At 65.9% G+C, this 26,738-nt stretch carries 26 protein-coding genes; 5 read left to right on the top strand and 21 right to left on the bottom strand.

The features are described from left to right. Nucleotides 1-94: 94 nt before the first annotated feature. The 4 genes from lptB to ACERNI_RS10965 all read right to left on the bottom strand — a co-directional run bounded on the left by lptB (nucleotide 95) and on the right by ACERNI_RS10965 (nucleotide 3,530). Nucleotides 95-907, bottom strand: a complete 813-nt coding sequence (gene lptB / locus ACERNI_RS10980) for an LPS export ABC transporter ATP-binding protein (RefSeq protein WP_448833336.1) — start codon at nucleotides 905-907, stop codon at nucleotides 95-97. A gap of 78 nt (nucleotides 908-985) precedes the next feature. After that, nucleotides 986-1,711: a lipopolysaccharide transport periplasmic protein LptA gene (gene lptA, locus ACERNI_RS10975; RefSeq protein ID WP_448833335.1), complete on the bottom strand. Its 726-nt coding sequence runs from the start codon at nucleotides 1,709-1,711 to the stop codon at nucleotides 986-988. Further along, nucleotides 1,708-2,460, bottom strand: coding sequence for an LPS export ABC transporter periplasmic protein LptC (gene lptC, locus ACERNI_RS10970; RefSeq protein ID WP_448833334.1), 753 nt, complete (start codon nucleotides 2,458-2,460; stop codon nucleotides 1,708-1,710). The genes lptA and lptC overlap by 4 nt, the downstream gene beginning before the upstream one ends. Before the next feature lie 455 nt (nucleotides 2,461-2,915). After that, the gene (locus ACERNI_RS10965; RefSeq protein ID WP_448833333.1) at nucleotides 2,916-3,530 is read right to left on the bottom strand and encodes a ribonuclease D; all 615 of its coding nucleotides are present in this window, start codon (nucleotides 3,528-3,530) and stop codon (nucleotides 2,916-2,918) included. Nucleotides 3,531-3,806: 276 nt separating this feature from the next. On the opposite strand from ACERNI_RS10965, the gene ACERNI_RS10960 reads away from it, so the two are divergent. Continuing rightward, entirely contained in the window at nucleotides 3,807-4,574 is a 768-nt protein-coding gene (locus tag ACERNI_RS10960) for an enoyl-CoA hydratase/isomerase family protein (protein WP_448833332.1), read from the top strand. 42 nt (nucleotides 4,575-4,616) lie between these two features. Here ACERNI_RS10960 and ACERNI_RS10955 read toward each other — a convergent pair whose 3' ends face one another. The 12 genes from ACERNI_RS10955 to ACERNI_RS10900 all read right to left on the bottom strand — a co-directional run bounded on the left by ACERNI_RS10955 (nucleotide 4,617) and on the right by ACERNI_RS10900 (nucleotide 21,064). Beyond that, the gene (locus tag ACERNI_RS10955) at nucleotides 4,617-6,347 is read right to left on the bottom strand and encodes an AMP-binding protein (RefSeq protein WP_448833331.1); all 1,731 of its coding nucleotides are present in this window, start codon (nucleotides 6,345-6,347) and stop codon (nucleotides 4,617-4,619) included. 32 nt (nucleotides 6,348-6,379) lie between these two features. Further along, nucleotides 6,380-8,104 carry a class I adenylate-forming enzyme family protein gene (locus ACERNI_RS10950; RefSeq protein WP_448833330.1) on the bottom strand — a complete coding sequence of 575 codons (1,725 nt, stop codon included), beginning with the start codon at nucleotides 8,102-8,104 and terminating at the stop codon, nucleotides 6,380-6,382. 93 nt (nucleotides 8,105-8,197) lie between these two features. Then, nucleotides 8,198-9,076, bottom strand: a complete 879-nt coding sequence (locus tag ACERNI_RS10945; RefSeq protein ID WP_448833389.1) for an ABC transporter permease — start codon at nucleotides 9,074-9,076, stop codon at nucleotides 8,198-8,200. Beyond that, nucleotides 9,076-10,005: an ABC transporter permease gene (locus tag ACERNI_RS10940; protein WP_448833329.1), complete on the bottom strand. Its 930-nt coding sequence runs from the start codon at nucleotides 10,003-10,005 to the stop codon at nucleotides 9,076-9,078. Before ACERNI_RS10940 ends, ACERNI_RS10945 begins: the two co-directional genes overlap by 1 nt. 123 nt (nucleotides 10,006-10,128) lie before the next feature. Further along, the gene (locus tag ACERNI_RS10935; protein ID WP_448833328.1) at nucleotides 10,129-11,685 is read right to left on the bottom strand and encodes an ABC transporter substrate-binding protein; all 1,557 of its coding nucleotides are present in this window, start codon (nucleotides 11,683-11,685) and stop codon (nucleotides 10,129-10,131) included. An 84-nt stretch (nucleotides 11,686-11,769) separates the two neighbouring features. Then, nucleotides 11,770-12,819, bottom strand: a complete 1,050-nt coding sequence (locus tag ACERNI_RS10930; protein WP_448833327.1) for an ABC transporter ATP-binding protein — start codon at nucleotides 12,817-12,819, stop codon at nucleotides 11,770-11,772. Beyond that, nucleotides 12,816-13,955 (bottom strand): ABC transporter ATP-binding protein, encoded by a 1,140-nt coding sequence (locus ACERNI_RS10925; RefSeq protein ID WP_448833326.1) that lies wholly within the window; start codon nucleotides 13,953-13,955, stop codon nucleotides 12,816-12,818. Before ACERNI_RS10925 ends, ACERNI_RS10930 begins: the two co-directional genes overlap by 4 nt. Nucleotides 13,956-14,709: 754 nt before the next feature. Continuing rightward, on the bottom strand, nucleotides 14,710-15,537 hold the full coding sequence (locus tag ACERNI_RS10920) for a polyphosphate kinase 2 family protein (RefSeq protein WP_448833325.1): 828 nt from the start codon (nucleotides 15,535-15,537) through the stop codon (nucleotides 14,710-14,712). Nucleotides 15,538-15,702: 165 nt separating this feature from the next. Continuing rightward, the gene (locus tag ACERNI_RS10915; protein ID WP_448833324.1) at nucleotides 15,703-16,677 is read right to left on the bottom strand and encodes a hypothetical protein; all 975 of its coding nucleotides are present in this window, start codon (nucleotides 16,675-16,677) and stop codon (nucleotides 15,703-15,705) included. A 173-nt stretch (nucleotides 16,678-16,850) separates the two neighbouring features. Continuing rightward, a complete protein-coding gene (locus ACERNI_RS10910; RefSeq protein WP_448833323.1) occupies nucleotides 16,851-17,816 on the bottom strand; it encodes a DUF808 domain-containing protein in 966 nt (321 codons plus the stop codon). Between the two features lie 219 nt (nucleotides 17,817-18,035). After that, nucleotides 18,036-19,826: an ABC transporter ATP-binding protein gene (locus tag ACERNI_RS10905; RefSeq protein ID WP_448833322.1), complete on the bottom strand. Its 1,791-nt coding sequence runs from the start codon at nucleotides 19,824-19,826 to the stop codon at nucleotides 18,036-18,038. A gap of 689 nt (nucleotides 19,827-20,515) precedes the next feature. Continuing rightward, complete coding sequence (locus ACERNI_RS10900; RefSeq protein ID WP_448833321.1) at nucleotides 20,516-21,064, bottom strand: deoxynucleotide monophosphate kinase; 549 nt, start codon at nucleotides 21,062-21,064, stop codon at nucleotides 20,516-20,518. 128 nt (nucleotides 21,065-21,192) lie between these two features. Between ACERNI_RS10900 and ACERNI_RS10895 the strand changes: the two genes are divergently transcribed. The 4 genes from ACERNI_RS10895 (at nucleotide 21,193) to ACERNI_RS10880 (ending at nucleotide 23,881) form a co-directional block, all read left to right on the top strand. Continuing rightward, complete coding sequence (locus ACERNI_RS10895) at nucleotides 21,193-21,600, top strand: hypothetical protein (protein WP_448833320.1); 408 nt, start codon at nucleotides 21,193-21,195, stop codon at nucleotides 21,598-21,600. A 51-nt stretch (nucleotides 21,601-21,651) separates the two neighbouring features. After that, nucleotides 21,652-22,797, top strand: a complete 1,146-nt coding sequence (locus ACERNI_RS10890; protein WP_448833319.1) for a type I-C CRISPR-associated protein Cas8c/Csd1 — start codon at nucleotides 21,652-21,654, stop codon at nucleotides 22,795-22,797. Then, complete coding sequence (locus ACERNI_RS10885) at nucleotides 22,794-23,225, top strand: hypothetical protein (protein WP_448833318.1); 432 nt, start codon at nucleotides 22,794-22,796, stop codon at nucleotides 23,223-23,225. The genes ACERNI_RS10890 and ACERNI_RS10885 overlap by 4 nt, the downstream gene beginning before the upstream one ends. 77 nt (nucleotides 23,226-23,302) lie before the next feature. Next, the gene (locus tag ACERNI_RS10880) at nucleotides 23,303-23,881 is read left to right on the top strand and encodes a hypothetical protein (RefSeq protein ID WP_448833317.1); all 579 of its coding nucleotides are present in this window, start codon (nucleotides 23,303-23,305) and stop codon (nucleotides 23,879-23,881) included. Here ACERNI_RS10880 and ACERNI_RS10875 read toward each other — a convergent pair. From ACERNI_RS10875 to ACERNI_RS10855, 5 genes are all read right to left on the bottom strand, one after another. Continuing rightward, nucleotides 23,823-24,533: an SOS response-associated peptidase gene (locus tag ACERNI_RS10875; protein ID WP_448833316.1), complete on the bottom strand. Its 711-nt coding sequence runs from the start codon at nucleotides 24,531-24,533 to the stop codon at nucleotides 23,823-23,825. The genes ACERNI_RS10880 and ACERNI_RS10875 overlap by 59 nt on opposite strands. Before the next feature lie 439 nt (nucleotides 24,534-24,972). Beyond that, on the bottom strand, nucleotides 24,973-25,323 hold the full coding sequence (locus ACERNI_RS10870) for a hypothetical protein (protein WP_191318058.1): 351 nt from the start codon (nucleotides 25,321-25,323) through the stop codon (nucleotides 24,973-24,975). A gap of 9 nt (nucleotides 25,324-25,332) precedes the next feature. Beyond that, entirely contained in the window at nucleotides 25,333-25,626 is a 294-nt protein-coding gene (locus tag ACERNI_RS10865; RefSeq protein ID WP_448833315.1) for a Pam3-gp28 family putative phage holin, read from the bottom strand. Further along, nucleotides 25,623-25,991: a hypothetical protein gene (locus ACERNI_RS10860; RefSeq protein ID WP_448833314.1), complete on the bottom strand. Its 369-nt coding sequence runs from the start codon at nucleotides 25,989-25,991 to the stop codon at nucleotides 25,623-25,625. Before ACERNI_RS10860 ends, ACERNI_RS10865 begins: the two co-directional genes overlap by 4 nt. Before the next feature lie 35 nt (nucleotides 25,992-26,026). Beyond that, complete coding sequence (locus ACERNI_RS10855; protein ID WP_448833313.1) at nucleotides 26,027-26,704, bottom strand: glycoside hydrolase family protein; 678 nt, start codon at nucleotides 26,702-26,704, stop codon at nucleotides 26,027-26,029. Nucleotides 26,705-26,738 lie beyond the last annotated feature (34 nt).

Below are 26,738 nucleotides of genomic sequence, written 5' to 3'. Positions count from 1 at the left end.
GGCTGTCTTGTCCGGCTGTCTCGCCCGGCTGTCTCGCCGCATCTTGCCGCCGCGCGCCCTGGCGCGGGTGGCGCTCACCGCGCGGGCATGGCTCTCAGAGCCGGAAGTCTTCGCCCAGATACAGCCGCCGCACGTCCGGATTGGCGATGACGTCTTCGGCGCGGCCTTCCATCAACACCTGGCCGGAGTGGATGATGTAGGCGCGGTCGACCATGCCGAGGGTTTCGCGCACGTTATGGTCGGTGATCAGCACGCCGATGCCGCGACGGGTCAACTGGCTGACCAGTTCCTGAATGTCGCCGACGGCGATCGGGTCGATGCCGGCGAAGGGCTCGTCGAGCAGCATGAACGATGGCCGGCCGGCGAGGGCGCGGGCGATCTCACAGCGGCGACGCTCGCCGCCTGAGAGGGCGATCGACGGCGCCTTGCGCAGGCGGGCGATCTGGAATTCATCCAGCAGCTGGTCCAGCTCGCGCTCACGCAGTTTTTTGTCCGGCTGGGTGACTTCCAGCACGGCGCGGATATTGTCCTCCACCGACAGGCCGCGGAAAATCGAAGCCTCCTGAGGCAGATAGCCAATGCCGAGGCGGGCGCGGCGGTACATGGGCAGGCGGGTGATGTCGTAGCCGTCAAGGCCGATGACGCCCTGATCCGCCCGCACCAGGCCGGTGATCATGTAGAAGATGGTGGTCTTGCCGGCGCCGTTGGGGCCGAGCAGGCCCACCGCCTCGCCATTGCGCACGTACAGGCTGGCGCCTTTCACGACGGTGCGGCCGCCGTAGCTCTTCTGCAGGCCGTCGACAGACAGCACGCCGCCGGAGGCCGAGGCCAGACGCGCCGCGTGATCGGCGTGCGTCCAGTGCTGTTTGCCAGACCCGGCGGTCGGAGCGTCCGTGCTGTCATACATCCTGTCAAACCTGTTGTTCACAAAGCGGGCGTCGTCAGGCGTCCGCTTCGCCAAAAATATATCATCGCCAATAATGGGTCAGTGTTGCTTGCCGGGCTGCGGTTTGGCCGGTTTGCCGGGTTGCTGCTTGTCGTCATTGCCTGGCACCAGCAGGGCGCGGACGCGCTGGCCGGGCTTGTGCTCGACGGAAGCGCGGCTGGTGCTCAGGTCATAGATCAGCCGGTCGCCGGTGGTGACGTTCTCGCCCTGGCTCAGCTTGGCGTTGCCGATCAGGTAGACCTTTTGCTCGCCCTTGTCATAGGTGGCGTTGTCGGCGGTGGCGATCTGGTCCTTGGAGATGACGGTCATCGGGCCGGCGCATTCCAGACGGCGCACGCCATTGTTGTCGCCGCCGGCCTGGGCTGCCGGCGCCGACTTGGCGCCGCCCTGGGCTCCGACGCCCTGCTCATAAAAGACCGTCAGGGTTTTGCAGCGCATGGTGGTTTCACCCTGCACCGCCACGACGTTGCCGGCGAAGATCGCTTTCTTTTCCTTGTCGAACACGTCGAGCCGGTCGGAATCGATCTTGATCGGCTCCTTGCTGTTGGCGCCGCCAAAGCCGGCGAAGCCCTGGTTCTGGGCGGGAGCGGCGGCTTGCGGCTTTTTCGGCTGCGCCCCGGCCTGAGCGGCGGGCAGCAGGGCGGCGGCCATCCCGATGCACGCGGCCAGCGCGCCGCGCCAGACCATGTCCGGCGGCAGGCGGCGGCGGCTCGCGGCGGGAGCCCCGGCTGGCGGACAATTGTCAGGAGCAAAGCGGCGCATCATTGCAGGTCACCTGTATCCGGTTTCCCGGCGGCGCCCGTAGCGGCAGCCTGGCCGGGGGTTGTAGCGGACGCGCCCTGCTGGCCGTCCTGCTGCGGATATAACACAGTCTGCACGCGGCCTTCGAACACGATTACCTTGCCACTGTCGGTGACGCGCATGGAATTTGCGTTAACGGAGCCGCCATTGGCGGTGGTGATCTGCACGGGCTGCTTGGTTTCAAGCTCGCCGCCCTTCAGATTGACGTGGGCAGCCTGGAGCCTGGCCTTGTCGCCATTGTCGGTGCGCACGTCGATGCCGCCAGACAGCTCCAGCTTTTCAGATTTCATGTCGTAGATGCCGCGCGCGGAGACCATGTGCGTGGCGTTGTCGCCGACGGCGCCGAGGCGGGCGTTGATCTGCTCCAGCTCGACGATGCCAGGCTTGCGCACGTCCTGGGAGGCGGCGAGCGAGGTCACCTCATAAGGTTTGCCATCCTTGCGGAAGCCGGTCAGCTTTGGCTTTTCCATGGTCACCTTGGTGCCGGTGAGCGCCACCGGACCCATTTCCAGGCCGGCGATATTGCCGAGCGGCCGGAACAGGCTCCAGGCGATGAGGGCGATGACAGCCGCCGTCGCGCCCGCCGGAATGATCAGGCGCAGGGCGCGGACGAGGCGGGAATGGCGCAGGGCGGCGCGGTAGGCGCCCAGACGTTCGCCATCCAGCAAACCATGCCCCATGGCGGGGTGGCCCGCCCTCATCGTATTGCTCATCTTCAATTTTCCCACGCCCGCGCCGGCTGGCGGCGGGCGCCCGTATCTCCGGCCTGACGCATGCGGACCTGAATGGCCCTGGACGCGCGCCGCGCCAATTCCGTCATATGGGCGGGAGGCGTCGCAAATGCGAGCCGCATCGCCAGTTCAGGTCAGGTCGTCCTGCTACAGCTCTTGCCGCTCGGGATCCTGGCCCGCTTCAGGTCGTTTGCATCAATCCATAAGCCGAAATGGTTTCCGGATTCTGGGAGCCGCACCCTGCCGCAGGCTTTCGGCGACAATGGGTTCCCAAAATGGACCAAATGCGCCGGAGCGAAGGCGGCGGACCCTGCTGGCGCCGCCGCGTCGACTGGCGGTCCGGTTGATACGCAGGATTTCAACCGCTTCCTGGCGTCGTTATATGTCCGCCGCCGGGCGCGCGATATCCGCTGCCGACGCGCGATCGGCGCGTTGTCTTACGTGTGGGCGAATATATCGGCCTCGGGCCAGCCCGCCAGATCGAGGCGCGCCCGGGTCGGCAAAAATTCAAAGCAGGCCTTGGCCAGCTCCGTGCGGTTTTCCCGGGCCAGCATGGCGTCCAGCTTTGCCTTCAGGGCGTGCAGGTGCAACACGTCGGAGGCGGCATAGGCGACCTGGGCGTCGCTCAGGGTCTCCGCCGCCCAGTCCGACGATTGCTGCTGCTTGGAGAGGTCAACGCCCAGCAGTTCGCGCGTCAGGTCCTTCAGGCCGTGTCGGTCGGTGTAGGTGCGGGTCAGCTTCGAGGCGATCTTGGTGCAATAGACCGGCGTGGTCATCACGCCGAGATAGCGCTCCAGCACGGCCAGATCGAATCTGGCGAAGTGGAAGATCTTCAGCACGTCCGGGTTGGCGAGCAGGCGGATGAGGTTCTCTGGCGGCGGGCCGTCGCGCAGGATCTGCACCACATGGGCGTCGCCCTTGCCGTCCGAGAGCTGGACGACGCACAGCCGGTCGCGCAACGGGTTGAGGCCGAGCGTTTCGGTGTCGATGGCGACGGAAGAACCAAAATCGACGTCGGCGGGCAGGTCGCCGCGGTGGACCCGGTTGGTCATGGGCTGCAATGCTCCCTGGAGCGTTTCTGCCTGGGGCAGATGCGGGCCGCTCCATCATGGCGTGTTGCGTTGTGAGGCTTGTCTGGAATGGTCTCATACTCCGCGTCCCGCGCCCAGTCACCGCGCAAAATCACCGCCCGGCAAAATGGCGGACGCCCCGGGGGCGCCCGGCGCCGCCTGGGCGCCCATGCCGCAGCGGGTTGCCTGTACCGGCGAAACGCGCCATGGCTGCGGACAACATGAGCCGGGAAACACCATTCGGGAGAGGGGAACGCCGTGACCGCTGAACCGTTCGCGCTGCTCGATATTCAGGGCGCCATCGCCACCGTCACCTTCAACAAGCCGCAGGGCTACAATTCCATCGGTCTTGACGAGGCGAAATATCTCGCGACGCTGGCCCCGCAGATCACGGGCAATCCCGACATTCGCGTCGTGGTGCTGCGCGGCAACGGGCCGGCGTTCTGCGCCGGCGGCGACATCCGCTGCTTCGTCGCCCATATCGACAATATCGAGCCGATGGTGCGCGAACTGCTGGAGGCGCTGCACGTCTTCCTGATGGCGCTGCGCGACGGGCCGCGCATCCTGCTGACCAGCGTTCATGGCGCCGCCGCCGGCGCCGGCTTCTCGATCGCGGCGCTCGGCGACATCTGCATCGCCGCGGACAGCGCCCGCTTCACCACCGCCTACAACAAGCTGGGCGTTACGCCGGACGGCGGCGGCTCCATCGGCATTGTCGAGCGCATCGGTCCCCGCAAGGCGCTGGAGCTGTTTCTCGCCACCGACAGCCTGACGGCGCAGCAGGCGCTGGAGCTGGGCCTGGTCAATCAGGTTGTGCCCGCCGACCAGCTTGAGGCCGCCACCGCCGACATGGCGGCGCGCCTCGCCCGCAACACGCCGGACGCCATCCGCCTGACCAAGCAACTGGTGCAGCAGGCGTCGCGGACCCCGGCGGCGGCCCAGCTCGACGCCGAGATGGAAGCCATGGCCCAGTGCATGCAGACGCCGGCGTTCCGCGAGGCAATCGATCGCTTCGTCAGGAAATAAGGGCGCCGGCGGGCCAGGGCGCGCCCCTGGCCGCATCGCGCATCAATCGGCGCTGAGGTCCTGCTTGCGCACCTTGCCGGTGGCGGTCATCGGCAGGGCCTCGACCAGGCGCACCTCCGGCGTCTTGTAGCTGGCCATGCGCTCGCGGCACCAGGCTTCGATATCGGCCGCCGTGACCTCGTGCGCCGCCTCCGGCTTCAGCTGGATGAAGGCTACCGGAACCTGGCCCCTGTCCGGGTCGGCGCGGCCGACGACGCCTGAGCCGAGAATCGCCGGGTGCTGGCCGAGCACCGCCTCGATCTCCGGCGGGAACACGCTCATGCCCTTCACCTTCAGCATTTCCTTGCGGCGGCCGAGAAAATGCAGGAAGCCGTCAGCGTCGATGCAGCCGATGTCGCCGGTGCGCAGCCAGCCGTCGCCGAGCGCCTCGGCCGTTGCTTCCGGCTTGTTCCAGTAGGCCTTGAGCAGTGACGGCGTCCGCACGCGGATTTCGCCTTCGCCGTCGAGGGGAACCAGGTCGCCCGTCTCGAAATCGGTGATCTTGAATTCGGCCCCGGGCACCGGCAGGCCGACGAACACCGGCCGGGTGTTCAGGTCAAAATCGTGGTTCTGGAAGCCGACCGTGAAGGTGTTGGAGGTGTGGGTCTCGGTCATGCCCCACGAACTCTCCACCAGGGTGAGGCCGGTAAGCGCTTTCCAACGGTCGCGATATCCGGCGTTGAGCTTCTTGACGAAGGAGACGACGCGCACCTGGGCCAGCGACGACAGGTCGAAATCGCCGAAACGCGGATGCTCCATCAGCTCGACGGCGCCGTCCACCGGCATGGCCATGGTGTTGACCTTGTAGCGGTCGATGGCCGCCAGCACGCCCAGCGGATCCCAGCGCGCCAGCAGCACCAGGGTCGAGCCGGCGAAGGTGGGGAAGATCAGCCCGGCGTTCTCGCCGGCGATCCAGAATTCCGGGAAGAACGAGAGGGAGACATTGTCCGGCGACATGCGCAGCGAGACGCCGTAATTGGCGGCGGCGGTGTAGACCATGTCGCGCTGGGTGTGGACGCAGCCCTTGGGCATGCCGGTGGTGCCGCCGGTGTAGTTCAGCGCCGCCACGGCGTCGATATCAGGCGGCGGCAGCGGCGCGGCGTCGGTGATCGCCGCCAGCGCCGGCATCAGGTCGGTGGCGCCGGCCGGCAGCGTCCGCGCCGTCAGCAGCGAGGCCGGAACCGGGATTTCCGGATTCTCCGGCAGCGCGTCGGCGAAGCCGGTAACGATGACCTCGCGCAGGCTGGTTTCGCCGCGCACCGCATCGACGATGTCCGTGAGTTCATCCAGCGCCACGATGACTTCGGCGCCGGTGTCGTTCAGCTCATAGGCCAGCTCAAAGGCGCGCGACAGCGGGCTGACCGGCACGTGCACGGCGCCAAGCTTGAGAATGCCGAAAAAGACGACGTGGAACTGCGGGCAGTTGGGCATGAACACGGCGACGCGGTCGCCGGCCTGGACATTGAGGCGCTGCAGCAGCGCGGCGAAACGGTCGCTGAGATCGTCCAGCTGTCGCCAGGTGTAGCGGCGGCCATAGAAGATCAGCGCGTCGCGGTCCGGCTGCAGCCTGGCCCATGTGCGCAGATATTCGCTGAGCGGGATTTCGCCGTGTACATACGTCGGCGTGCGCGGAACGCCGGCGGGCCACGCCCTGTCATGCAGGTCGCGCAGGTGGGCGAGGTAGGCGTCCTCATCGGTTGCCGGACGCGTCTGGTTTTCGACGTTCAGGGTCATGGCGTCTTTCCTGGTCGGTTCCGGTTGGCGGATCAGAGGCCCAGCTCGTCCATGATCTGGCGCTTCAGCTTGTACTTCTCGATCTTGCTGGTCGGCGTCAGCGGCAGGGCGTCGATGAAGCGGACGTGGGCCGGCTGCATGTATTTCGGCATCATCGCCCGGGCGTGGTCGCGCAGCTCCGCCTCGTCCATGGTCTCGCCTTCGACCAGTTCGATGAACACGGCGATGTCCTCTTCAGAGCCCACGCGCGCCGGAATGGGAACGGCGGCGGCGGCGCGCACCTTGTCGTGCCGGGCGAGCAGGGCCTCCACTTCGTAGGACGAGACGTTCTCGCCGCGCACGCGGAAGAAGCCGCCCATGCGGTCAACGAAACTGTAGACGCCAGGCATCTCCGGCAGTTCGCGGCAGGCGTCGCCGGTGTGGAACCAGCAGGTGCGCAGCACTTTCGCGGTGGCTTCGGGCTTGCCGAAATATTCCAGCAGCAACAGGCCGGGATAGCGCGGGCGGAAGGCCAGCTGGCCGACTTCGCCCGGCGGCAGGCGGTTGTCGTCCTCATCGAGGACGGCGACCTCGTAAACCTGGTTGGGCGCGCCCATGAAGCCCTTGGGCGCGGGCTCGGCGCCATTGAGAACCGGCCGGCCGCTCGCGCGACTGCGGGCAAGCACGTCGGCTTTGGAGTAGCCCTTCCACATATGCGCAGGCGTGCCCTCGGCCTCGCCGAACTGGTCGATGAGGCCGGCGAAGCCGAGGCCGGATTCGGTCTGGCCGAAGCCGGAGGTGACGAAGTCGAAGCCAAAGCGCTGCGCCACCTCGTGGTGATTGGGCGGCAGCGGCTGCATGTGCACCTTGTTCAGGGTGTTGGCGCGGTCGCTGTCGCGCGGCGGCGCCGACATCAGCCAGGGCACCATGACGTCGAGCAGCACGCAGGTGCTGGCGCCGCATTCCGCGATGCGGTCCCAGAATTTGTTGGGGCTGAACTTGTCCCACAGGCCGACGGTGTTGCCCTGCCAGACGGCGCGGGCCAGCAGGAAAAAGGCGCCGCCCACGTGATACATCGGCAGATCGCAATAGATCACGTCGTCGGCGGTGGTCATGCGCCGCATCAGGTGCAGGTAATTGTTCAGCCAGCGGAACGGCTGCAACACGCCCTTGGACGGGCCGGTGGTGCCGGACGTGTAGACGATGTTGGCCGGATCAAACGGGCGGAAGTCGAAACGCGGCGCGGGTCCAGGCGATTTCAGCAAGGCGGCGAAGTCGCTGATCTCAAGGCGGCTGAAGCCGGCGCCGAAACGCTCGCCCGTGGCGTCGTGATCGGCCGGGGCCGGCGTGTGGACGATCAGGCGCTGCAGCGGGATTTCATCGACAATGCCGCCCAGAACCGGCGCGAAGCTGGGGTCGGTGATCAACGCGAACGGGTTGGTGTCGCGCAGCTGGTAGGAGAGCAGCGGCCCGGTGAAGTTGAAATTCACCGGCGCATAGACGCCGCCGGCCCGCCAGACGCCGAACATGGCCAGCGCCGCCACCAGTGAATTGCGGGTGAGCACGCTGACCGGCTGGCCGCGCGGCAACCCCATGGCGACAAGGCCGGCGGCGATGGCGTCGGACTGGTTGCGAAATTCCGCGAAGCTCAGGCGGACATTGTCCTCGCCATAATGGATGAAGGTCTTGTCCGGCAGGCGCGCGGCAATGTCATCCAGGCGTTCCAGCACCATCTCGCCATGCGCCAGCATGTCGGCGAACAGTTCCTCGGGCGTCATTGTTTCCTCACGCGATTTTATTGTTGTGTCGTGCGTCGGTGCAAAAATCATCGGGCCAACCCCGGGTCTTGCCGGGATTGGCGCAATGGGCGCTCACAGGCGCTTCATGGTCGGATCCAGCGCGGTGCGCAGCGATTCGCCCAGGGTGTTGAAGGCGAGGGCGGTGAACATGATGATGAGGCCGGGCGGATACATCTGCTCGGGCGAAATCTCCATGTTCTGGTAAGCGCGGGCCAGCATGGCGCCCCAGCTTGGCTCGGGCGGCTGGATGCCGAGGCCGAGGAAGCTGAGGCTGGCCTCGGCCAGCAGCGCCGCCGCCAGCAGCAGCGTGACCTGAACGATGACCGGCTGGATGGTGTTGGGCAGCACGTGGCGCCACAGGATTTGCCAGGTGGGCAGGCCGAAGCAGCGGGCGGCGTCCACATAGAGATCGTTGCGCACCACCAGCGTCCGGGCCCGCACCAGCCGCGCCAGCATGGGCGAGAAGACGATGCCGACCGAGATCATGCCATTGGTGAGGCCAATGCCGAGGGCGCCGGTGACGGCGATGGCCAGCACGATGGCCGGGAACGACAGCAGGCTGTCGATGACGCGGCTGATGATCTCATCCGTCCAGCCGCCGGCGTAACCGGCGATCAGCCCCACCGGCACGCCGATGGCGATGGCGATGGCCACCGCCAGCACGCTGGCGTAGAGGCTGGCGCGGGCGCCATAGAGCAGGCGGCTGAGGGTGTCGCGGCCGAGATCGTCGGCGCCAAGCCAGTGCTGCGCCGACATGGGCGCGAGCGCCGCGTCGATGTTCTGCTCCGTCGGCGAATACGGCGCCAGCAGCGGCGCGGCGATGGCGACGGCGACGAGGGCCAGCAGGAAGAAGAGCGAAATGGCGCCGCGCCGGTCTGTGCGCAGCCAGCGGGCGAAGCCGCTGAGGCGTCGCGGACGGGCGAGGGCCGTGGACAACGTGACGTCAGTCATCATGAAATCCTCGGATCGAGCACGCTGTAGAGCACGTCGGTCAGCAGGTTGATGCTGACGACAATCAGCACCATGACGAACACCACGCCCTGAACCACCGGAAAATCGCGCTGGATGGCGGCGTGCACGATCAGGCCGCCCATGCCCGGGATGGCGAACACCGCCTCAACCACCACCGTGGCGGCGAGGATGCGGTTGGCCAGCAGGCTGATGACGGTGAGCAGGTTGACGCTGACGTTTTTCAGGCCGTGCTTCCAGAGGATGGAGGCCGGGCCAACGCCCTTGGCGTGCAGGGTGCGCACCTGCTGCGATGACAGCACCTCCACCAGGGACGAGCGCAACTGGCGCGCCACCTCGGCGATGCCGCCGGAGGCCAGCGCCACGGCGGGCAATATGGCGTGCCGCAAGGATTCCCAAGGGTTCTCCGTGAATGGAACCGAGCCGGTCGCCGGCAGCCAGCCCATGCTCAGCGACAGCCAGGCCACCAGCAGCATCGCCAGCCAGAAATTGGGAATGGCGACGCCGAGCGAGGCCACGGACATGACAAAGCCGTCGATCCAGCCGCCGGGGCGGCTGGCGGCCAGAATGCCCAGGGGAATGCCGATCGCCATGGCGAGCATCAGCGCCAGCACGACGATGAGCATGGTGTTGGGCAGGCAGCGCGCGATGGAGGTGAGCACCGCCTCGCCTGACAACAGGGATTTCGACAGGTCGCCCTGCACCGCCTTCATCAGCCAGCCGCCGTACTGGACCAGGAACGGCTGGTCGAGGCCATACATCGAACGGATCTCGGCGATGCGGGCGTCGGTGGCGTTGTCGCCGGCCAGGGTCACGGCGATGTCGCCAGGCACCAGCTTGAGCAGGCCGAAGACGATGAAGGTGGCGAGAATGATGACCGGAATCGCCTGCAGCAGGCGCCTCCGGATCATCCGGCGTTTGGCTGGAGCGAGCATCTGATACCGTGGTCGACAGGGGGAAGGTTCCGGCCGCCGCGCCCGTCAGGGGGCGGGACGTGAGCCTCGCGGCGGCCGTCGGGCGTGGTCGCCGGCTGCTTACTCCAGGCTGACGAACTCGAACTTTGGCTTGCCAAGCAGGTTGGGACGATAGCCCTTGACCTTTGGCGTCATCGCCGAGAGTTCGTACTGGAAGGCAACCGGCGCCGACAGCGCCTGGCCCATGGTGATCTGCTGGATCTTGTCGAACACCGCCGCGCGCTCCTTCAGGTCCTCGCTCTCACGGCTGCGGCGGATGAGGTCGCTCAGTTCCTCGGTGGCCTCGCGACTGGCGTTGTAATAGGCGCCTTTGTCGAAGCCGAGGGCGTAGGTCATGCTCGGGTCAGGCCGCCCGGTCCAGGCGGACAGCAGCATGTCATAGCCCTGGTTGAAGAAATTGGCGCTGATCTCGGCCACGGTGCCGCGGGTGAACTTCAGGCGGATGCCAGCCTTGCCGAGCTGCTCCTGCAGCACCTCGGCGCGGCGCACGGAATCCTGGTCGGTGTAGGAGCCGACGGTCAGCTCGATGCCCTGGGGAAAGCCGGCTTCGGCCAGCAGCTGCTTCGCCTTCTCAACGTTGTGGGGATAGAGCTTCGAGGCCGCCTCGGACCAGGCCCAGTGTGATTTGGGCAGGGTCATGGTCGCCGCCTCGCCAAGGCCGCCCATGGTGGCGCGCACGAAGGCGTCGCGATCGAGGGCGAAGTTGATCGCCTGGCGCACCTTCAGATTGTCGAGCGGCTTGCGCTTCGTATTGAAGTAGAACTGGATGCAGTACAGCGTCGGCGCCGAGACGCTCTGCAAATCCTTGGCCTTTTCGATGACAGGCTTCAGCCGCGCCGGCAGGGAGAACGCCATGTCGTTCTGGCCCGCGACGACCGAGCGCAGGCCCGTGGCCTGCTCCGGGATGATGTTGAAATCAATGCCGTCGACGAAGCCGCGATCCTTGCGCCAGTAATTGTCGTTGCGGGTGACGACGACCTTCTGGTTGTCGGCCCAGCTGACGAATTTCCACGGACCGGCGCCGACCGGGTTGCGGTCGCTGGCAGCGCCATGGGTTTTGACAGCGGTTGGCGAGATGATCATGCCGCAACGGTCGGACAGGATGGCCGGGAGGGCCGCGTCAGGGTTTTTCAGTTTCAGCGTCACCTGCAACGGGCCGCTGACCACAACCTCGGCGATGCTGGTCAGGTCGGCCTTGACGTTGGAGCGCTGGTCCTGACGGCTGCGGTCGAGATTGAACTTCACGGCCTCTGCGTCGAGCGGCGTGCCGTCGTGGAATTTCACGTTGGGCTGCAGGTCGAGCACCATGGTCTTTGGATCGGGGAAGGCCCATTTCGCCAGGCCGGGCTTCGGCTTCAGCGTGTCGTAGTCCCACTCCACCAGCGTGTCGTACATCGTCCACAGATAGCAGTGGTCGAAACCGGAGCCGCCGGTCGCCGGGTCAAGCGACGAGGGATTGATGCCCGCGGCGAGCCGCAGCACGCCGCCGCGCTTTGGCTCTGCGGCGAGGGCGGAGCCGCCGGCCAGCGTCGCCGCGCCGGCGGCGCTGACCAGGGCAAGAAACGAACGGCGGTCCAGCATGCTGGCAAGCGGCGCGCGGATAAGGTCTTGGCTCATGGACGTTTCCCCTGCTGCGGCGTGAGACCCTTCTCCGGGCCGCGCCTTTATTTGTCTGGCTGAATGCGTGATGCGACCTGTGGTTCAGGCGTTGGGCGGCGGCGGTCCTTCCGGGGTCGCGAAATGGCAGGCGACCCAGTGGTCCGGCCGCAATTCGCGCCAGGCCGGCTCTTCCGAGGCGCAACGCGCCTGCGCCGATGGGCAGCGCGTGCGGAAACGGCAGCCCGAGGGCGGCGACACTGGGCTCGGGATTTCACCCTCCAGCATGATCCGCCGGTTGACCCGCATGCTGGATGGCAGCGGCGTGGGCTCGGCCGAGAGCAGCGCCTGGGTGTAGGGGTGCAGCGGTTTTTCCGTCACGGCGTCAGCCGGCCCCAGCTCCATGAACTTGCCGAGATAGGTGACGGCGATGCGGTCGGAGATGTGCGACACCACGGAAATGTCGTGGGTGATGAACACATAGGTGAGGCCGAACTCGCGCTGCAGGTCGGCGAACAGGTTGAGCACGTCGCCGCGGATCGACACGTCCAGCGCCGCCACCACCTCGTCGCAGACGATCATGCGCGGCCGCAGCGTGAGCACCCGGGCGATATTGACGCGCTGCTTCTGGCCGCCGGAAAGCTGGTGCGGATAGCGCCCGCCCGCCTCCGGCGGCAGGCCGACGCGGACCAGCGCCTCGGTGGCCACGCGGCGGCGCGTGGCGTCGTCGCCTTCGCCCGCCGCCCACAAGGGCTCCATGACGCTGTCGAGGATGGTCATGCGCGGGTTCAACGCAGCGTTCGGATCCTGGAAAATGATCTGGTAGTCGCGGCGGCGCTTGCGGAAGGCGGACCGGCTCAGGGTGGCCGGGTCGACGCCATCGTGAAGAATGCGCCCGGACGTGGGTTGCAGCAGGCAGACCAGCGCCCGGCCGATGGTGGTCTTGCCTGAGCCGGACTCCCCGATGACGCCGAAGGTTTCGCCCTGACGAACCTCGAAGTCCACGCCATCGACAGCCTTCACCGTCTCCAGGCCATTGTTGACAGGAAAGCGGATGCGCAGGTCTTCCACCCGCAGCACTGGGGGCTGCTGCTCTGCTCCCTGGGGCAGGGCCTGGATTTGCGCCTGCTTCGCGGCTGGCTGGTGCATGCTCATGGGCGAAGCTCTCCTGCGGCGGCGGCCAGATTGTGGGCGACGGGACTGTCCGCGGCCATGTCGTTCACCGAGCCTGGCAGGCGCAGGTCGCGGGCGCGCCAGCAGCGCGCCAGATGGTCCGCCGCCATGGGCAGCAACGCCTGCTCGCGTTCGCACCCGGCCATGGCGTGGCCGCAGCGCTCGCGAAACCGGCAGCCGTCCGGCATGCGGCCCGGCGACGGCACCCGCCCGGGGATCGACGGCAATACGCCGCGCCGGGCGCTGAGACCGGGCAGGGACCGCAGCAGGCCGGAGGTGTAGGGGTGGCGCGGCCGCATCAGCGCATCGTCCACCGGCGCGTCCTCGACAATCTCGCCGGCGTACATGGTGATCATGCGCGTGCAGGTCTCGGCGACGACGCCCAGGTCGTGGGTGATGAAGATGAGGGCGGCGCCGGTGCGTTCGCTCAGGGAGCGCAACAGGTCGGTGATCTGCGCCTGGATGGTGACGTCCAGCGCCGTGGTCGGCTCATCGGCGATGATGAGCTTCGGTTCGCAGATCAGCGCCATGGCGATCATCACCCGCTGGCGCATGCCGCCGGACAGCTGGTGAGGATATTCGTCATAACGCCGCTCCGGCGCCGGAATACCCACCTCCACCAGCGCCGCGATGGCCCGCTGGCGCGCTTCCGCCTTGCTGACGGGGAAATGCACGCGATATGCCTCAGCGATCTGCTCGCCCACGGTGAACACCGGGTCGAGCGCGCTCATCGGCTCCTGGAAGATCATGGCGACGTCGCGGCCGCGCACGGCCCGCATCTGGCGGGCGGACAGGGCCATCAGGTTTTGTCCGGCGAGGCGCGCTTCGCCGGTGATGCGCGCCGTGTGCGGCGGCAGAAGCCGCATCAGCGACAGGCCGGTGACCGATTTGCCGCAACCGCTTTCGCCGACGAGGCCAACCCGCTCGCCGGCATTGATGCTGAAGCTGATCTGGCGGGTAATCGGCAGTTCCCCGGTGCTGGTGAGGAAAGCCGTCGACAGCTCGCGCACCTCCAGCAGGGGCGCTGCGCCCGTGGCTGGCTGGCCGGCGGACGCGCGGCCGGTCAAATGGCCAGCGTTGTCCGGAGCGAACGACAGCTTCGCCGGAATATCGGTCATGACGGCCCTCCCGCCGGTTCCCTGAACAGGCGGCCGCTCGCGTCAAAGCGGAAGCCTGTCCGGACCTGTTGGTGATGAACGCTTTCTTCCGGGGTCGCAGCGTCTGTGGTCGCAGCGTCTGCTCGCCCTTGGAATTCGTTCCTGGAAAGCGCGCCAGGCATGCTGGTCGTCGAACTGCCCGCAAGCCGGCGCGCGCACCATGAGCCGCGCACGCACCAGAACAGGTCAGGACAACGCGACGCGTCATCCGCACCCGTGACACACGTTCGCGCAAGGCGCCGTCGCCTCGTGCGAGAATGCTCTGGCGCAGCATGCGGGCTGCAGTGGCGTCCCCCCCTCGGAGCGCCGTCCCTGGACCGGCGACGGCCGTGCGGCCGCTGGCAGTCAGGGGTTATTCTGGACGCGGCCAGTGACCGGAGTCCGTATTTATATTTTATCTGAGATCACATATGCGGGCCTGTCAATGCTCGCGGGGTTGCGACCCTTTCCCCCATTTTGGGCGTTGCCGCCGCCCTGAGGCCGGCGAGACCCTGGCAAGCGCCTGCGCAAGCGTGACGTTTCCGGCTTCGGGATGAAAATGGCCGGGCGCGGCCTGGCCGCGCCCCGGGGCTGGCGCGGCGTGGGAAATGTCTTCCACATCAGGCTGATAGGGCGGCTGGCGCTCCCGTGCGGACAGCCGGGCGCATCGGCTGTGGAAACCGGGTGAAACCGCTGGTTTTTGCAGTGACGGCCGGCCGGTTGACCGGGCTTTCGCTCAGTCCTGACTTTTTTCCATGCTGCGGAACCGGCGGCGGATTTCGGGGTCGAGCGGCCGGGGGGCGAGATCAACGCCGGCTTCAAGCCTGTCTGCAATTTCGGTCATGGCGGCGATGCGGGCGTAACGCTTGCAATTGGCCGGAACGACTTTCCACGGCGCGGCGTCCGTGTCGGTTCGCGCCAGCATGTCATTCACCGCCGCTTCGTATTCGCCCCATTTCTCACGGTTGCGGAAGTCCTCATAACTCAACTTCCAGCGTTTTAACGGGTTTTCGAGCCGGTCACGGAAGCGGCGTAACTGTTCGTCTGGAGTGATATACAGAAATACCTTGGCGATGCGGGCGCCGTCATCGGCCATCAACTGCTCAAAATCATTGATCTCATCATAGGCGCGCCGCCATTCCGCGGCGCTGGCGAACCCTTCGACGCGCTCCACCAGCACGCGGCCATACCAGGACCGGTCGAAGATGCAGATTTCGCCGCGCGCCGGCGCCCGGTCCCAGAAACGGGCCATGTAGTGGCGCTTCTGATCCTGGGGTTCGGGGGCCGCGATGGGCCAGACCTTGAACCCGCGCGGGTCCATCACCGCGGAAATCCGCCGGATCGCGCCGCCCTTGCCCGCCGCGTCCCAGCCTTCAAAGGCCACCAGGCCCTTGTGCCCGTGGTAGAGATAAGCCTGCTGGATCCGCTCGAAGCGCAACTGCAACTCCTTGAGCTGCGCGGCGTACTGTTTGTCGCCGAGGCTCAGGGTCATGTCGAGGTCGGCCAGCGCTTGCGCGCCTGTCGCCGACCCGTGGCGCCGCATGGAGTGTGTCCTGTCGCTCATGGGAGATCCTTTCCGCCGCTGCTTTTTGCCAGCCAGCGCACGATACCGGCAAAAGCCGCTGCGGCTTGCAAGCGTGAATTCCACGCGCGCCCCTTGCCGTGTCGCTTCTGGCCGTGTCGCCCCTTGCCGCCTGTTCCTGGCGGGGGCGCGCTATCCGGCTCCAGATCAGCGGACGAGGTAGAGCGGCGTCGAGAAGGTGAACTGCACCACCGGCTTTGGCGACCAGCCGAGCCCAAGGCTCATGGCGAAGACCCGGTTGTCGTCATCATCGACGTGCTCCAGTTCGACCAGGGCATAGGGCGTTGTTACCGGCTTCAGGTGCAGCAGCGACGCGGCCTCCGCGCCGCCGAAATATTGCACGCCAACCTGCGTGGAAACATTGAACAGTTCCGACGGGCTCCAGTAGGCGCCGATATAGCCGCCAAGTTGCGGCCCCACCCGGACAAAGCTGGAGGTCACCTGCGTGCGGCTGTAGCTGACGCCCGCCGTGACGCCGCGCGTCTGGTCCGCGTCGAAGGCATAGTCGAGATCGACGCCGCCGGTCCAGGTGGTGTTGAACACGCTGAGTGCGATAGGCTCAAACGGTCGCGACACCGACGCTGACAGGGTGACGCCAGGCATGAAGCCCGACTGTTCGATGATCTCGGCCGAGCCGCCAACGCTCCACGAGGCGGGCGTGAACTTGCTCCATTTGTCGCCCAGCGTTTGCGAGCCCGAACCATCGAGACCGGCGAAAACGGTCAGGCGGTCGCTGAGTTCGATGGTGAGCGGCGCGGACATGTAAAGGCCGCGCGATTTCTGGCCGGTGAGAAAGCGCAGGTTGTTCCGGCCAAGGCCGACCGTATTGCCAGGCGTGGACGACCAGCCGGTTTCCAGATCCACATAGGTTGTCGGCCAGGAATCCGGTGGAGCGCCCGGCGCCCTGTCGTCATCATCATCGTCGTCGTCGTCATCGTCATCATCCGACGAATCGCTGTCCTTGTCCGCCTTCGTTCCGGCAGCCGGCTTCGACGCGGCCTCGTCAGAATCGTGTCCGCCAGCCACGCCCGCCTGCGGCGTTTCCGCCGCGCGAACCCCCGTCGCGCCGCCGCCAAGCGCCGCCGCAAGAATGATGAGCCAAAGAAAACGGGCGGTTTGCAAGCGCTGGTCCTGTTGCGGCGTTGTGCTGGTCCGACGATATCGGTCCAACCGTAAAAATGCGATGCGGCATGACCCGGGCAGCGTCGAAACACGCCCGTCATCACACCGGGGAAAGCCGTACCCTGGCGCGGTTGGCGGCGGCGTCAGGCCCATGTTCATGGCGTATGGCGACGTCAGGCGGGTTTTCTGCCTGTCACCAGCCGCAACAGGGGGCTCAAGAGGCGGCTTGCCAGCGGAACCAGCGCCAGACCGAGCGCCAGGCCGACGATGCCGTCGAGCGTCGCGCTGGCGAGCCAGGTCACTGCAGCGCCGCCGGCCGCCGGCGCCAGCGCCCCGGCTGCGGTGGAGGTGCGCGCGATGAGGTCGGCGGGGGCGTGCAGGCCGAAAACGTGCAGGCTGTGCAGCACAATGCTGCCGCCCACCCACAGCATCGCCGCCGTGCCGATGATGGACAGCGCTCCCAATATCCAGGGCAGGCTCCTCACCATCAGGCGGCCGAGGGCGCGGGTTGCGGCGAGGCGACCGGCGCGGGCCATGAACAGCCCGGCGTCGTCCAGTTTGACGATGACCGCAACGACGCCATAGACGCCGGCCGTCACCATGACGCCGACAGCGAGCAGGGCGGCGGCCTGAAGCCAGGGGGAGGGGGTGGTGATGACCGACAGGGCCATGGTCATGATTTCCGCCGACAGGATAAAATCCGTCTTGATCGCGCCCTGAACGCGCTCCTGCTCCAGCGAGGCAGGGTCGCCCGGCGACATGTCCCCGCTCACCGCGTGATCTGCGCCGGCGGCCAGCAAATGCCAGATTTTCTCAGCCCCCTCGAAGCACAGATAGGCGCCGCCCACCAGCAGCAGGGCGGTGATGGCGGGCGGATAAAACCAGTTGAGGAACAGCAGCGCCGGCGCCAGCGCCGCCTTGTTGCGCAGGCTGCCAAGCGCGATGCGGCCGATCATCGGCAACTCGCGGCTGGCGTGGACGCCGTTGACATAGGCCGGCGTCACCGCGGCGTCGTCGATCACCACGCCCAGGGCTTTCGACCCGGCCTTCGCCGCATTCGCCGCGATGTCGTCAAGGGAGGCCGCCGTCAGCCGCGTCAGCGCGGCGACGTCGTCAAGCAGGGCGAGCAGACCGCTCATTCAGGGAACACTCATGGCATGCTTCCGGCAGGGCGATGAAGCACTGTAAGCGGTGAACGCCCGGCCCGATAGCCGCGTGGCGGGGGTAGCCTGGAAAGCGGTTCATGAACCCGGCGTCGTGGAGTGATGACAAGCGACCCGGTCGCCTGGTCACGGCGACTGCTCAATCGATGTGGGGGCCAGCGCGCCTGACATGGCCGCTTTGCTGAACCTGGTTTCTCAACCCGAATTGGCCCCCTGGCTGGGCATGGCCCCAGCGCTGGACGCGTCTGCGCCGGAACTGACCCTGCCGGTCTGGGCGGCGTGCAGGCGGCGATAGCGGCCGCCGGCGCGGTTGAGCAGGGTGGCGTGATCGCCCTGTTCGACGATCTGGCCGCCCTCCACCACCAGCACGCGATCAGCGTCGGCGATGGTGGCGAGGCGGTGGGCGATGACCAGCGTCGTGCGCCCGCGCGACAGATCGGCCAGCGACTGCTGGATCGCCCGTTCCGTCTCTGTGTCCAGGGCGCTGGTGGCCTCATCGAGAATCAGGATCGGGGGGTTCTTCAGAAACACCCGGGCGATGGCGACGCGCTGCTTCTGGCCGCCGGACAGCTTGACGCCGCGCTCGCCAACGACAGTGTCGAGACCCGCCGGCAGGTCGGCGATCAGGCTGTCGAGGCGGGCATGGCGGGCCGCCGCCAGAATCGCGTCCTCGTTTGCCTCCAGCCGGCCATAGGCGATGTTCTCACGCAGGGTTCCGGCGAACAGAAACACGTCCTGACTGACGATGCCGATGTTTTCACGCAGCGACCGCAGGGTCATGTCGCGGATATCGACGCCATCGATGGCGATGGTTCCGGCGTTTGCCTCATAAAAGCGCGGCAACAGCGAACAGATGGTCGTCTTGCCGGCGCCGGACGGGCCGACGAAAGCGACGGTTTCGCCCGCCTGACAGGAGAAATCGACGCTCCGCAGAATGGGCGCGCCGCCCGCGTAGCCAAAGCTCACGTTCTGATAGGCGATGTCGCCGCGCAGGCGCCCCGCCGCCATGGCGCCGGGTCGGTCGGTGATCTCCGGCCGGGTGTCGAGCAGCTTCAGATAGCGCTGAAAGCCGGCGATGCCCTTGGGGTACATCTCGATGACCATGCTGATCTTGTCGAGCGGGCGGAAGAATACATTGACCAGCAGCAGAAAACCGACAAAGCCGCCGGCGGAAAGTTCACCGCGCACCACAAACCAGGCGCCGGACAGCATCACCACCACCTGGACGAAGCGCATGGAGAGATAGGACAGGGACTGGGACAGCGCCATCACCCGGTAGGCGTCGAGCTTGGTGGCGAGATAGGCGCTGTTGCTGCGGGCGAACAGGGCGCGTTCGTGGTCCTCATTGGCGAAGGCCTGCACCACGCGGATGCCGCCGACATTTTCCTCGATGCGGGCGTTGAAGTCGGCGACGCGCCCGTAAATGGCCCGCCAGGTGGCGGTCATGCGCGCGCCATAACGCAGGGTGATGAGGGCTGTCAGCGGCACGATCACCGCCGTGATGATCGCCAGCGGCGCGTGTACGCCGAGCATCAGCACAAAAGCGCCGATCAGCGTCATGACAGCGAGGAACAGGTCTTCGGGGCCGTGGTGGGCGACTTCGCCGATCTCTTCCAGATCCTTGGTCAGCCGCGCCACCAGATGGCCGGTCTTGACGTTGTCGAAATAGCCGAACGACAGTTTTTGCAGGTGATCGAACGCCCGCCGGCGCATTTCCGTTTCGATCCTGACGCCCAGCATGTGGCCCCAATAGGTCACCACCACCTGAAGGCCGGCGCTGACGGCGTAAATCGCCAGCAGGCCAAGCGCCGCGAAGGTGATGAGGCCAAGCTGGCCGGTTGGCAGCAGCCGGTCGACAAACAGCATCACCGCGATCGGGAAACCGAGTTCGAGCAGGCCGGCGAGGATGGCGCTTCCGAAATCCAGCGCGAACAGGCCCTTGTGCGGGCGATAGTAGGACGCGAAGCGTTTCAGCAGATCAGTCATAAAAGGCAAGCCTGACGTAGGCGTCGCAGTGGTGGAGAGCAATTGTTGCGGCGCTGGCTGGTGATAACGTCGTTGCGCCGGGCAGTCGACAAATATAGTCAAATACGCCGTCCGCATTCGGCTCCGCTGTGAGAATGAATGCCGGGGTACGCAGTTTTGAATTATAATAACAAGAATGGTTGGGGCTGTTTTATGTCCGCCCCTTATTTGCGCCTCGCCATTAAATGCAGATGGCGGGGTGGCGGATCGACAGGCGCGTGGCGCCCGTGGGACGGGCCTCCCGGATGAGGGCTCAAAGGTCTGCGGCGCTGACACGATCCATGCTGGCGGGATTGGCTGCCGGCCGCACGAACCTGGACCGCGGGCGCTCCGGCTGCCCACAGGTCTGGTCAGGCCGGTCGCCAAAGGCGCGCCCGCAACAGCACGGGCAGGGCGACCGCGCCCTGTCTGGGGAAAGCCAGCGCTCTGGTGGGCGTCGCGCCACAAACGACAAAGCAATCATTACCGCAGCCTTTAGGCTGCTGTAATATTGCTTCGTATTTAACGGGATATTTGGTGAACTCAGAAACAACCGTTTCGAATTCTGCTGACTGGTTGTTGCAGTCAGTTGGTGCCCAGGAAAGGGTTCGATTTATGCATTGGAAGTAATTTTATTAAATATAAACAGCAAGATAATCGCGTTGCCAATTTTATTGTAAGGCCAAATGTAAGGCAATGTAATGCTCTATGTGCCTTGCCATATCGATCTCGCCGCTCGCATTGTCAAACAGCAGATTTGCCGCCGCTGGCACTGCCTCCGAGGCATGGCCCGACAGCGGCCCATAGCCTGGTCGCCGCACCTCAATCAGGATCCCGCCGCGCACTCTGATCGCAGCCGCCTCATCGGCAAAGCGCACGCTCTCCTGCACCACTCTCCCGCCGGCCGCAATAATCGCGTCAGCCTTGGCCAGCCAGAGCGACAGCCAAAGATCCGGCCGGCAGGCGCGGCCCCAATCGCCGATTGTCTGTTGCGCCTCGGTGGCGGTGACGCCAAGCTCCGGGATGATCTCCCGCTTGAGATCGCCGTCGACAAAGCGGGCGATGGTCTGGGCGTCATAGCCTGTTGCTTGGAGGAGGGCGCCCAGCATCGTCTTGATCGGCGCTGCGATATGTGGGGCCACAAACCCATGCTCTGCGCAGAGGATGCGCGCCACGGTGCTCTTGCCGACCCCGGCGTACCCCATCAGTCCAATCAGCATGTTTCCTCCAAAAATAATGCGCGCCCTGCGCATTATTTTATTGCGCAGGGTGCGCATAAGTGGCATAACTATTTTGTCAGCAGCGACTGACGCCGGCGCCTCCCGGTTGAGAGGCTGGAGCATTCAAGATGACCTACGACATCGCCCTCAACGCCCGCACCTCCGACAACATTCATCTGGGCACTGTCATCCTGCCGCACCAGCCGGAAGACGCTGACAAGATCGTCCGCATCCGCGAAAGCCTGGAGCGCGACGGCTGGCAGGGCCGCCCGGTCATCATGTATCGCGCTGGCGACCACGACATCGCTTTCAGCGGCGCGCACCGCCTGGCGGCCGCCATTGGCTTTGATGGCGTCGAGGTGGTTTGGCTGCCGGAAGACCTGACCTCCGAAGAATACGACCTGATCGACAGCGCCCACGATGATTGCGAGCTGCTGGATGTGTTTGTCGAGATCGACCAGATGCGCGAGGCCAATGGCGACATGGACGACGTGATCGCTGCCATGCAGGCCGAGGTCGCCGCCAACCACGCCTGATCGTGGCACCAGAGCGTGGCGCATCTGCGCCGCGCCAGCAGGAGGCCAGCGATGCCAGATTTGCTCTCCGCTCTCGTGCGCCTGCATGGCGATCTGACGGCAACCCGGAAGCTGCCAGCCAAGGGGTTTGCCGCGGCATCGGTTGCGGCTGATATCCTGCTGTCGGCAGATGGGGCGTTTCTCGGGCTGCAACCACGCGCCAAGGGGGATACGGCGGACATCCTGCCTATCCCGCCAGCGCGCTCCAGCAATGTCGCCGCGGCGTTCTTGTCGGGCGGACGGGATTACTGGTTTGGCGGCAACAGGCCTCGCGCCCAGACCTGCCGGCGCGCCATGCAGGAGCTGCACAAGAGCGTGCTGGCTGGCGTCAATGACGCCGATGCGCGGGCAATTCTGGCGTTTCTCGCTGCGTCGCCGCCCGCCATTGACGTGGGGCCAATGGCCGGATTTATCGCGCTCCGGATCGACGGCCGGTCGCCGCAGAATAACCATGCCATTCGCGCGGCCTGGTCGCGAGCCTATGCGCCGGACACGGGCTCAAACCCCCGCGTTCAGATCATGCCTGGCTCTGCCATGACCCGACTTGTCAGCGCCAATCTGCCCGCTGCGTCAAGCTACGAGCAGGAGGAGGCTGTGCTGCCGCCTGCCATCGACGGCGCGGCCTATGCAGCGGCGTTGCGCTGGCTGGCCGACCGTCCGTCCACCGTCCGCATCAATGACACTGCGATCATGGCTTGGGTAGAGGGTCATCCGCATATTGATCCGACGCCAGATCTGATCGCCATGCGCGACCTGGCAGAGCTGCGCGCGGTTGATGCGGGAGACGGGGCCTATCCGGGCGATGTGCATGTTGCCGTCGTGTCAGTCACAGCGCCGGGCCGGCTGTGGGCGCGCCTGTATCATGTGATCGATGGTCAGCAGGCAGGGCGCAATTTTGCGATGTTCCGGGCGCGGCTTCGCGCCGCCGACCCGCAAAGCAACCGCACTATAGGTTGGGCCTACAGCCTGATTGACAGCCCCCGCCGTGAGCAGTTGATCGCTGGCGTCATCCAGGCGGTGATGTTGGGCGATGAACTGCCGCATAGCGTCCTGAGCGAGATCGTCAGGCTCAACCGGGCCAGCCCGAGCAAGATGAGGGGGCGCATCCCCCTGTTGACCATCGCCCTCAATTTTGACCGACACAGTGAGGCCAGATGATGCCCTATATCCTCCAGATTCCGGGCGAGCGCTCGCGGGCGCTCCGCTGGACCGTCAATCACCCGCTGTCGAGCTACGGCAATGGCGTGCTGATCTACCGTAATACGAGCGGGTTGCTCGATGGCCGGGCCTTCCGCGCCCTGCGCGATGGCTTGGGGGCGTGGATCGAAACAGACAAGCCGCAACGGGTGCGCGCGGCCCTGGGCTTGATGGAGAGCGAGACTCTTGGCGCGCCAGTTAATACTGGCCCGACTGACGCCGAGGTCGCCGGGAAGCTGCGCGCATGGCGCGGCAAGCGGTCGCGACAGGAGGCCGCCGATGCCCTGGGCATCCCCGTGAGGACGCTGGACGGGATCGAGAGCGGCAGACCATTTCGGTATGCAAAACTGCTCATGCTGGCATTGGGGGATGTTGACGACGGAAAGTGACAGGTTAACCTGCCTTGTCGCCTCACGGCGTGGATCAAAAGACGCCCCATTGTCTCCTCAATCTCAGGGATTGATCCATGCCGCCTGCAAGCCGCAGCCGCAATGCCTTGCGCACTCGCGCCTGCCCGACCTGCCTGACCACATTTGAGGCTCAGATAAAATCCCGCAAGATTGCCTGCTCCGCTCCCTGCGCGGCAGAGTTGCGCGCCGAGGGATGGGCCAGCATCCGCGAGATGTGGGACGGCGAGGGGTCAAAGGTCCGTATTGCCCGGGAGCGGCGGGAGCGGGCGAGCCGCGTGCAGCCAATTGGCGTTGCGGCCGCAAAGCTGTCGCCCCGATCAGGGAGATTTGAGACCAATATCAACGCCAGCGTCTGGATCGTCATTGACCCGACCGGCTACCGCCGCGAGGTCCGTAACCTGCGCCTCTGGTGCGAGCACAATGCGGATCTGTTTGCGCCCCATCCGTGGCGCAACGCCTACGCCGGCCTGCGCCAGGTTGCCAAATGGTTGAGGGGCAAGTCTGACAGCCAAATCAGCACCTGGCGTGGCTGGTCGCTGGCGGATATCCCGACGCGGCCGGTGGAGCACGGCTGGTCTATCTCCGCTCAAACACCTCCAGCGCGTCATCCGCCAGCGGACGCTGTAGTGCGCTAGCCTCGGCCCACGGCGCCCGCATCCACGCCTCGATCTCATCGGGAGCCGTCAGGATCACTGGCATGGCCTTGGGGTGGATTGGCCGCACCACGCCATTGGGCTCGCAGGTCAAAAACGCAAACAGGTCCGCCGTCTCCCAACCTGTCTTGATCTTGCGGACACCCTCCCAGCCCCTTAGCTCGATCCCGGCAAAAAACGCCAGCGGCTCCGGATCATCGCTGCGGAGCCGAAACCAGATTGGCTTGTATTTGCCGCCGGCATCGCGGCCTGGCTCGCTGAAGGCCGTAAGCGGCACAAGGCAGCGATGCTCAGGCTTGAGCCATGACTGCCAGTGTCGGGACTTGGTGTTGCGCACATTGGTTGTGCCGCTGTCCGGCTCCATCCTGAGCAACTCGTCAAAATCGACGTCCTTGCCCTTGGCGCGAAGCTTGTCGGCCCGCTTGGTCGCTGCCTCATAGATTGCCTGACGCGATGATGGCATGCCCCAGCGGGCCATGGCCAATACGCGCTGCCCGTCGTCGTTGCGGACGATCGGGGCGAGATAATCCGGATAGATGTCGGCAGGCTGGAGATTGCCGGCGTCCGACCGCATGGCCCGTGCAAGCTCGATGATCGCCTGTGGCCCCTTGGTCTGGGTGTATAGGTTGCACATCGTCCGGACCTCTACGGAAATGGCTTGACCTGATCCCCGAACGGCGGCACGTCCGCCGGCCGCTCGCGAAACAGATCATAGCAATACCCGCTGCACCGCATCCCATATTTTTGCGGCTTCCGAATGCGCTCGTCAGACCACCGGCACCTTTTCCGGAAGAGGAACAGCAGGCGACCCATGGTGACGCGGTGGCCGTATTTTGCCGCGCAGGCCACGGCCCTGACGTCCGCATGGCGGGGGCAGAAATAGCAGCGAAACCGTATGGAAACGTAGGGATATTCTCGCAATTCCGTTTCGAGTGTAGGCGGATTCGCGAAGGTAAGTGGGGACTTGTCAGGCATGATCCCATCTCGCTATAATGAGAACGAAATAGGAACATTGGCGGCGAAGAGTCAATGCGACGACGTAGCCCCGCGCCAGAGACCGGCGCAGGTAAATCTCATCGTGGCAGGGCCGGAGGCGGGGCCTTATCCCGCCAGTGTCGCGCCCAGCGCAGCAGCATCTCGGCTACCGTCATCCCGCAAAGGCCGAGAAAAAACCCCACGGCTCCGGTCACCTCGCCCGACGTGCCGCCCCATGCCGCATACCATTGGGCGGCGACCCGGGCGGCCGGCGGGGTGAGATAGCCGGCGGTGATGGCGCCCACGACGGCGGACGTCAGCCGCATGGGCCAGGTGTACGAGGGATTGACCAGCCCGCGGACAAGCCCGCCGCCGAGGCCGGCCGCAACATCAATCGCACGCACTCCCAGCCAATAGGCCAGCAGATCAGGCGGCGGCGCATCAGCCATGACGTCTCCTTATGGGACCTTGTTGGCCCTGCTGCCCGCGTCGGCCGCAGCCGCGAGTTTGGGATCGTCGGTCACCACGTGGATGACGCCAGGGAGCGCCGCTACCTGGGCGACCTTTGCGGCCGGGCGGCTTACCCACCACTGCCAGAGAGTGCCAGTCAGCCAGACGATAGCTCCGATCGCCACGGCGAGTGGACCGGAGATATCGGCCCAGCGGGCCTCATCCATCACGCCAAGCATCGCGATCAGCGGCCCCAGCCCGATCAGCGCCTGCCGGATTGGCAGGGTAAGATTGGTATTCATGCGCCGCCTCCCTTGCGGGCGGCCTCAATGGCCGCATACGCCGCGGCAAGACTGGTGATCGCCGTCGCAACAGACATGGGCGGGCTCGCGCAAAACGTGCGGACCACGGCCCGGGCGTCCATGGCCGCCTGCTGCACCTTGACCGGCGCAAACAGGTCGACAGCCAGCGCCGCCGTCTGCACCTCGACGCAGTAGCGGGCGAGCTTGCTGCTCACCTGCTCAATCTTGGGGTCGATTTTGGTTTCGCCGACCACGGTGGCGACGCCTGCCGCGATCTGGCCCCATGCGGTTGGGTTGTTGGCCGACTGGCACGCGGCGAGCGCCAGCATGCCGATGGCGGCTGCCATCAGTTTGAGGATATGCATGTTGTCTCCGGGAGTTTGCGGCGGGGCCGCGAGGATCAGACCTTGACGCGGGTCGCGTCGGTCGAGCGTGCCTTCGGCATGGCGACGCTGTATGGCGTGGCGAACTGATCCGCCTCGGCCGTTCGGCGCGAGATGATCTCCGCCGGCTTGCGCCACATCTGAATGGCTTCGCGGATGCTGGCAGCTGACGCTCGCTCGTTGATCCGCCTGACAAAGGTCGACCCGGCGAACCCGGATTGGCCGATGTTGTAGCAAATGGAGCCCAGCGCATCGAACTCATGGTCAGCCAGTTGGACCTTGATGGCTGACCGCACTGCCCGCTCGTACTGGACAATATCGCGGGCAAAGATGGCGTCTGCCTCGGCCGCCGTTATGGTCATGCTGGCCTTAGGGGCTGGTGCGCCCGCCGCGGCAGTGTGGCCAACGCCGATGGTCCAGACGCCAACACTATCCTTGTAGGCGGTGAGCTTGCGCCCCTCGCGGGCGATCAGAGCGGCCAGGCCGAGAGCGCTCATCCGCTGTTCGGCGGGCGGCGGCGTGGCGAGCAGAGCCAGCGTCTCGGGCCCGGGCCAGATGCCATCCGTCAGGCCGTTGGCGCGCTGATATGCCTTGAGCGCCGCCAGGGTCGATGGGCCAAAATCGCCGTCAGCTCCAGCTTTACCCACGTCAAAGCCCCGCGCCAGGAGGGCGCGCTGTAGATCCTCGATTTGCATGGATCACCTATTGAGAGGCCGCCCAACGGCAGCG

The organism is Camelimonas sp. ID_303_24, from assembly GCF_053543495.1.
Note: the sequence above shows the minus strand (reverse complement) of the source record. Positions and strands in the feature narration are given on the sequence as shown.

Bases quoted from the DNA above. Each gene is read 5' to 3' on its own strand.
- ACERNI_RS10940 (WP_448833329.1), bottom strand. From the start codon at position 10,005: ATGATCCGGAGGCGCCTGCTGCAGGCGATTCCGGTCATCATTCTCGCC.
- ACERNI_RS10925 (WP_448833326.1), bottom strand. From the start codon at position 13,955: ATGACCGATATTCCGGCGAAGCTGTCGTTCGCTCCGGACAACGCTGGC.
- lptA (WP_448833335.1), bottom strand. From the start codon at position 1,711: ATGATGCGCCGCTTTGCTCCTGACAATTGTCCGCCAGCCGGGGCTCCC.
- ACERNI_RS10950 (WP_448833330.1), bottom strand. From the start codon at position 8,104: ATGACGCCCGAGGAACTGTTCGCCGACATGCTGGCGCATGGCGAGATG.
- ACERNI_RS10965 (WP_448833333.1), bottom strand. From the start codon at position 3,530: ATGACCAACCGGGTCCACCGCGGCGACCTGCCCGCCGACGTCGATTTT.
- ACERNI_RS10895 (WP_448833320.1), top strand. From the start codon at position 21,193: ATGACCTACGACATCGCCCTCAACGCCCGCACCTCCGACAACATTCAT.
- ACERNI_RS10855 (WP_448833313.1), bottom strand. From the start codon at position 26,704: ATGCAAATCGAGGATCTACAGCGCGCCCTCCTGGCGCGGGGCTTTGAC.
- ACERNI_RS10935 (WP_448833328.1), bottom strand. From the start codon at position 11,685: ATGAGCCAAGACCTTATCCGCGCGCCGCTTGCCAGCATGCTGGACCGC.
- ACERNI_RS10860 (WP_448833314.1), bottom strand. From the start codon at position 25,991: ATGCATATCCTCAAACTGATGGCAGCCGCCATCGGCATGCTGGCGCTC.
- ACERNI_RS10920 (WP_448833325.1), bottom strand. From the start codon at position 15,537: ATGAGCGACAGGACACACTCCATGCGGCGCCACGGGTCGGCGACAGGC.
- ACERNI_RS10865 (WP_448833315.1), bottom strand. From the start codon at position 25,626: ATGAATACCAATCTTACCCTGCCAATCCGGCAGGCGCTGATCGGGCTG.
- ACERNI_RS10930 (WP_448833327.1), bottom strand. From the start codon at position 12,819: ATGAGCATGCACCAGCCAGCCGCGAAGCAGGCGCAAATCCAGGCCCTG.
- ACERNI_RS10945 (WP_448833389.1), bottom strand. From the start codon at position 9,076: ATGACTGACGTCACGTTGTCCACGGCCCTCGCCCGTCCGCGACGCCTC.
- ACERNI_RS10955 (WP_448833331.1), bottom strand. From the start codon at position 6,347: ATGACCCTGAACGTCGAAAACCAGACGCGTCCGGCAACCGATGAGGAC.
- ACERNI_RS10910 (WP_448833323.1), bottom strand. From the start codon at position 17,816: ATGAGCGGTCTGCTCGCCCTGCTTGACGACGTCGCCGCGCTGACGCGG.
- ACERNI_RS10870 (WP_191318058.1), bottom strand. From the start codon at position 25,323: ATGGCTGATGCGCCGCCGCCTGATCTGCTGGCCTATTGGCTGGGAGTG.
- lptB (WP_448833336.1), bottom strand. From the start codon at position 907: ATGTATGACAGCACGGACGCTCCGACCGCCGGGTCTGGCAAACAGCAC.
- ACERNI_RS10905 (WP_448833322.1), bottom strand. From the start codon at position 19,826: ATGACTGATCTGCTGAAACGCTTCGCGTCCTACTATCGCCCGCACAAG.
- ACERNI_RS10875 (WP_448833316.1), bottom strand. From the start codon at position 24,533: ATGTGCAACCTATACACCCAGACCAAGGGGCCACAGGCGATCATCGAG.
- ACERNI_RS10900 (WP_448833321.1), bottom strand. From the start codon at position 21,064: ATGCTGATTGGACTGATGGGGTACGCCGGGGTCGGCAAGAGCACCGTG.
- ACERNI_RS10880 (WP_448833317.1), top strand. From the start codon at position 23,303: ATGCCGCCTGCAAGCCGCAGCCGCAATGCCTTGCGCACTCGCGCCTGC.
- ACERNI_RS10890 (WP_448833319.1), top strand. From the start codon at position 21,652: ATGCCAGATTTGCTCTCCGCTCTCGTGCGCCTGCATGGCGATCTGACG.
- ACERNI_RS10885 (WP_448833318.1), top strand. From the start codon at position 22,794: ATGATGCCCTATATCCTCCAGATTCCGGGCGAGCGCTCGCGGGCGCTC.
- lptC (WP_448833334.1), bottom strand. From the start codon at position 2,460: ATGAGCAATACGATGAGGGCGGGCCACCCCGCCATGGGGCATGGTTTG.